3 protein-coding genes are annotated in these 4,535 nt (G+C 68.1%); 1 reads left to right on the top strand and 2 read right to left on the bottom strand.

Features of this window, described 5'->3' with window-relative positions; all coding sequences use genetic code 11:
- On the bottom strand, positions 1-1,848 hold a 1,848-nt coding region (putA, locus tag JWP28_RS06155; protein ID WP_299541134.1), incomplete at its 3' end, for a bifunctional proline dehydrogenase/L-glutamate gamma-semialdehyde dehydrogenase PutA.
- Positions 1,849-1,971: 123 nt separating this feature from the next.
- On the opposite strand from putA, the gene JWP28_RS06150 reads away from it, so the two are divergent.
- A complete protein-coding gene (locus JWP28_RS06150) occupies positions 1,972-2,442 on the top strand; it encodes an Lrp/AsnC ligand binding domain-containing protein (protein ID WP_299541132.1) in 471 nt (156 codons plus the stop codon).
- Between the two features lie 28 nt (positions 2,443-2,470).
- Here JWP28_RS06150 and JWP28_RS06145 read toward each other — a convergent pair.
- Positions 2,471-4,535, bottom strand: a 2,065-nt coding sequence (locus tag JWP28_RS06145; RefSeq protein ID WP_299541130.1) for a TonB-dependent siderophore receptor, incomplete at its 5' end; no start/stop codon positions are given.

The raw sequence follows: 4,535 nt of genomic DNA, 5'->3' as shown, positions 1-4,535 counted from the left end.
GGCCTCCAGGGCGTCGGCCATGGCCCGCAGGATCGGCGCGCGGCCTTCGCCGCCAAGGTCGTTCCAGGGGGCTTGAGCCTTCGCCGCCGCGGCGTAGGCGGCGTCGACGTCGGCCGGCGTGGCGTCGGCCGCCTGGCCGACGGTCTGCGCCAGGTTCGACGGCGACACCCGCTTGGCCGTCGCGGCCTTCGGCGACTTGCCGCCGACGATGGGTGCGGCCTCCAGCGGCGGCAGGGCGGCGATGGCGGCGGCGAGCCGGTCGCGCACTCCGGCGATGGACAGATCCATGCCCTGCGAGTTCCTGCGGCTCGGCCCATAGAGGCCGACCGGCAGGGGGATGCGCGGGTGCGGCGCGCCGCCCGAGGCCTCGAGGGCGGCGATGGGATCAGAGACCACCTTCTCCACCGGCGTGCGCTCGTCCAGCAGGGCGTGGACGAAGGAGGTGTTGGCGCCGTTCTCCAGCAGACGGCGGACCAGATAGGGCAGCAGGTCCTCGTGGCTGCCGACGGGAGCGTAGACCCTGAGCGGGAAGGCGCCGTAGCGGTCGCGGGCGCCGGCGTAGAGCGCCTCGCCCATGCCGTGCAGGCGCTGGAACTCCGGCGACAGCCCCGCCTGGGTCGCCATCTGGCGCACGGCGGCGAGGGTGTGGGCGTTGTGGGTCGCGAACTGGCCATAGAGCGCCGGCGCCGCCGACAGCAGCGCCCGAGCGCAGACCAGGTAGGACAGGTCGGTGGCGGCCTTGGTCGTATAGACCGGATAGCCCGGCAGGCCCGCCACCTGGGCGCGCTTGATCTCGCTATCCCAATAGGCGCCCTTGACCAGGCGGACCATCAGCCGCCGGCCGCTGGCCCGCGCGATGCCGGCCACCGCCTCGATCACCTGCGGCCCGCGTTTCTGGTAGGCCTGGACGGCGAGGCCCAGGCCGGTCCAGCCGCCGAGCTCCGTCTCGCCCGCCAGCCGTTCGAGGATCTCCAGCGAGATGACCAGCCGGTCGGCCTCCTCGGCGTCGAGGGTCAGGTTGATGTCCGCCGCCGCCGCCAGCAGCGCCAGCCGCTTGATGCGCGGATAGAGCTCGCCCCACACCCGCTCCGGCTGGCGCGCCTCGTAGCGCGGCGACAGCGCCGAGAGCTTCACCGAAACGCCATGGCCGGCTTCCGGGCCCACTTGGTTTCCGGGACCGCCGGCATGCTTGGCCACCACCTTCAGGGCCGCGGCATAGGCCGCCTCGTAGCGGTCGGCGTCGGCCTCGGTCCGCGCGCCCTCGCCCAGCATGTCGAAGGAACAGACAAAACCGTCCTGCGCGGCGCGGCGGATGGCCTTTTCGATGGTGGCGCCCAGCACGAACTGCTCGCCCATGATCTTGACCGCGGCGCCCACCGCGCGGCGGATCACCGGCTCGCCCAGCCGCCCGGCCAGCCGGCGGATGAAGCCGGGAAGGTCGGCGCCGGCCTCCTCGTCGGGGTCGATCAGCTTGCCGGTGAGCATCAGGCTCCAGGTCGAGGCGTTGACCAGGATCGAGTCCGACGCTCCCGCATGGCTCGCCCAATCGGCCGAGGCGATCTTCTCGGCGATCAGCTTGTCGCGGGTCTCCTCGTCGGGCGTGCGCAGCAGCGCCTCAGCCAGGCACATCAGCGCCAGGCCCTCGCGGGTCGACAGGCTGAACTCCTGCAGGAAGCTCTCCACCACCCCCTGGCGCCGCGCGCCGCGGCGGGCCGCCCTGACCAGGGCGACGGCCTCCTGGCTCACCGCCTCGCGGTCCTCGGCGCCCAGCGGCCGCGCCGCCAGGGCGGCGGCCACCGCCTGCCGCTCGTCCGCAAATTTTACCGCATCCAGGTGATCGAAAGGCATGCCGGGTCCGTAAGCCAAGCGCCAACGAGCAGCGCGGTCGAGGTCCGGAATAGTCGGGAGACGACCGGATGGGCTTCGGGATTTGCAGTTGATCGCCGAATATATTCGTGGAATTTTCGCGAAATGGCGACATCCTACCGGATCGACGACACCGACCGGCGAATCCTTCGGGTCCTGCAAGTGGACGGACGGATCAGCAACCAGGATCTGGCCCTGCGCTGCAACCTGTCACCCTCCGCATGTTCGGATCGGGTTCGACGGCTTCGGGAACAGGGGATCATCAGCGGCTACGCCGCCGTACTCGACCCCTCCAAGGTCGACCGGCCCCTTCTGATCTTCGTCGAAGTGGTGCTCGATCGAACGACAGGCGACGTATTTGAAGCCTTCGCCGCCGCCGCCCGCCGGTCGCCCGAGGTGATGGAGTGTCATATGGTCGCCGGCGGCTTCGACTATCTGATCAAGGCCAGGGTACGGGACATGGCCGCGTACCGCCGCTTCCTCGGCGAGGTCCTGGTGGAGATGCCGGGCGTCCGCGAGACGCGCACCTACGCGGTGCTCGAGGAGATCAAGGCCTCGATGTCCCTGCCGATCTAGTGTCCAACGCTCCGGACGAGGTCTCCCGTCAGAAGGAGCGCCCAAGGCTGAACGTCACCGAGCGCGCAGTTCCATAGAAGCAGTTGCTGGCTGACTCGCAGGCCGCCACGTAGGTCTTGTCGAAGATGTTGCTCCCGCTGAGCGTCAGCTTCCAGGCCTTGAAGTTGTAGTGCGCCACGGCGTCCCAGAGGATGACCGAATTGGCCTGCCACAGGTTGGCGGCATCCCCGTAGCTCGAGCTCAGATAGCGGGCGCCCAGGCCCACGCCGAACCCGGCCAGGAGACCGTCCTGGAAGGTATAGTCGGCGAAGGCCGAGACCTTGTGGTGGGGCACCATCGGCAACTGCATGCCGAGGTCGGGCCCGTTGCTCTTGGTCACTTCGCTATCGGTGTAGCTGTATGACGCATTCAGACTCAGGCGCTCGCGGATGCGCGCGACGCCTTCCAGTTCGACGCCCTTCACCTGGACTTCGCCGGTCTGGACGCTGGCGAAGGGGTGGGTGGGGTCGGGGTCCGGCGTGAGCACGTTGCGCTGCACCAGATCGTAGGCGGCCAGCGTCACCAGGGTCTTGACCCCTGGCGGCAGACCGGCGGGCTCGACTTTGATCCCTGCCTCCCACTGCTCGCCTTGCGTCGGCGCGAAGGTGGCGCCGTTGAAGGCGACGCCGGTCGTCGGCTGGAATGACTTGGCGTAGGAGACATAGGGCGCGACGCCGTTGGCGAAGACATAGTTGGCGCCGATCCGGTAGCTCAGTTGGCTGTCGTCGGCCGTGGTCCCGCCGGCCTTGTCGTCGGTCCTCACCCAATCCTGGCGGGCGCCGAGCGTCAGGATAAGGCCGCCGCGGCGGACCTGGTCCTGCACATAGAGGCCGGTCTGAGTCTGCACCATGTTGGCGTACGGATAGAGCGTCGGAACAGTGACAGGCGCGCCGTAGACCGGATGGAACACGTCAATCGGCGGAGCGACCGCGAAGCCGAATTCCGAGGTGTCGACATAGCGCCGGTAGTCCAAGCCGACGAGCAAGGTATGCTTGAAGTCGCCGGTCGCGAGGTCCGCCTGCACTCGGTTGTCCACGTTGAAGGATGTGACCTTCTCGTTGAACGGGAAGTTATAGCGGTTGACGATCGAGCCGTTCGGCGTCTGCAGCCCGGCGCCGTAGACCGACAGGGTTTTGGTGTCCGAAGAGAAGTATTTGAGGTTCTGCTCGAACGACAGGTTGTCGCTGAAGGCGTGACGGAACTCGTAGCCGACCCCGTACTGGTCGCGCTGGAACATATTGTATCCCGGTTCGGCGAGGCTGCGGCTCCGCGGAATTGTGCCGTTGGGATTGGGCAGGACCGTGCCCGAAGGCGGCAGGAAGCCACCGCTGTTATTCTTCAGGTCGTCGTTCTGATAATAGCCGAGCAGGGTGAGACTGGTGGTGGGGTCGATGTCCCACTTGAGCGCGCTCGACAGGAACCCGCGGCGGTCCTTCTCGAAATCGATGATGCTCCCCGAGTCGCGGTAGAGGCCGGTCAGCCGGTAGGAAACCGTGTCGCTGAGGGGCCCCGTCGCGTCACCCTGGATCTGCTTCAGATCGTAGTTGCCGACTTCGGCGACCAGTTCTCCGGACGCCTCCTGTTGGGGACGGCGACTGGTCATGTTCACGATGCCGCCGGGCGGGGTCGAGCCGTAGAGTCCGGAGGACGGTCCCTTGAGGATTTCCACCGACTGGAAGCCGTAGAGGTCGGTCCCCACGTTCGTGACCGAGCCGATCGGGGCCTGCAGCCCGTCGATGTATTGGACTGGCGCGAAGCCCCTCAGGGTCAACCAGTCATATCTCGCGTCCGGCCCGAAGTTCTCGCCGGTCACGCCGGCCGTGTAGCGCACGACCTGTTGCAGGCTCGTCCAGTGCAGGACGTCGATCTGGTCGCGGTTGATCACCGTGATCGACTGGGGCGTTTCGAGGATCGAGGTGGCGACCTTCGAGCCGGTCGTGGTCGTCGGCACGTAGTTCGGCGCCGTGACCACCAGTTCTCCGACGGTGTCCGCCCCCTGCGCCGGGGGCGCCCCTTGCGGGGAGGCCGCGCCCTGCGCCGCGGCCGCGCCGGCG

It is taken from the genome of Phenylobacterium sp. (assembly GCF_028290885.1).
Classification (GTDB): domain Bacteria; phylum Pseudomonadota; class Alphaproteobacteria; order Caulobacterales; family Caulobacteraceae; genus Phenylobacterium.
This window is presented reverse-complemented; position numbering and strand designations above follow the sequence as displayed.

Bases quoted from the DNA above. Each gene is read 5' to 3' on its own strand.
- JWP28_RS06150 (WP_299541132.1), top strand. From the start codon at position 1,972: ATGGCGACATCCTACCGGATCGACGACACCGACCGGCGAATCCTTCGG.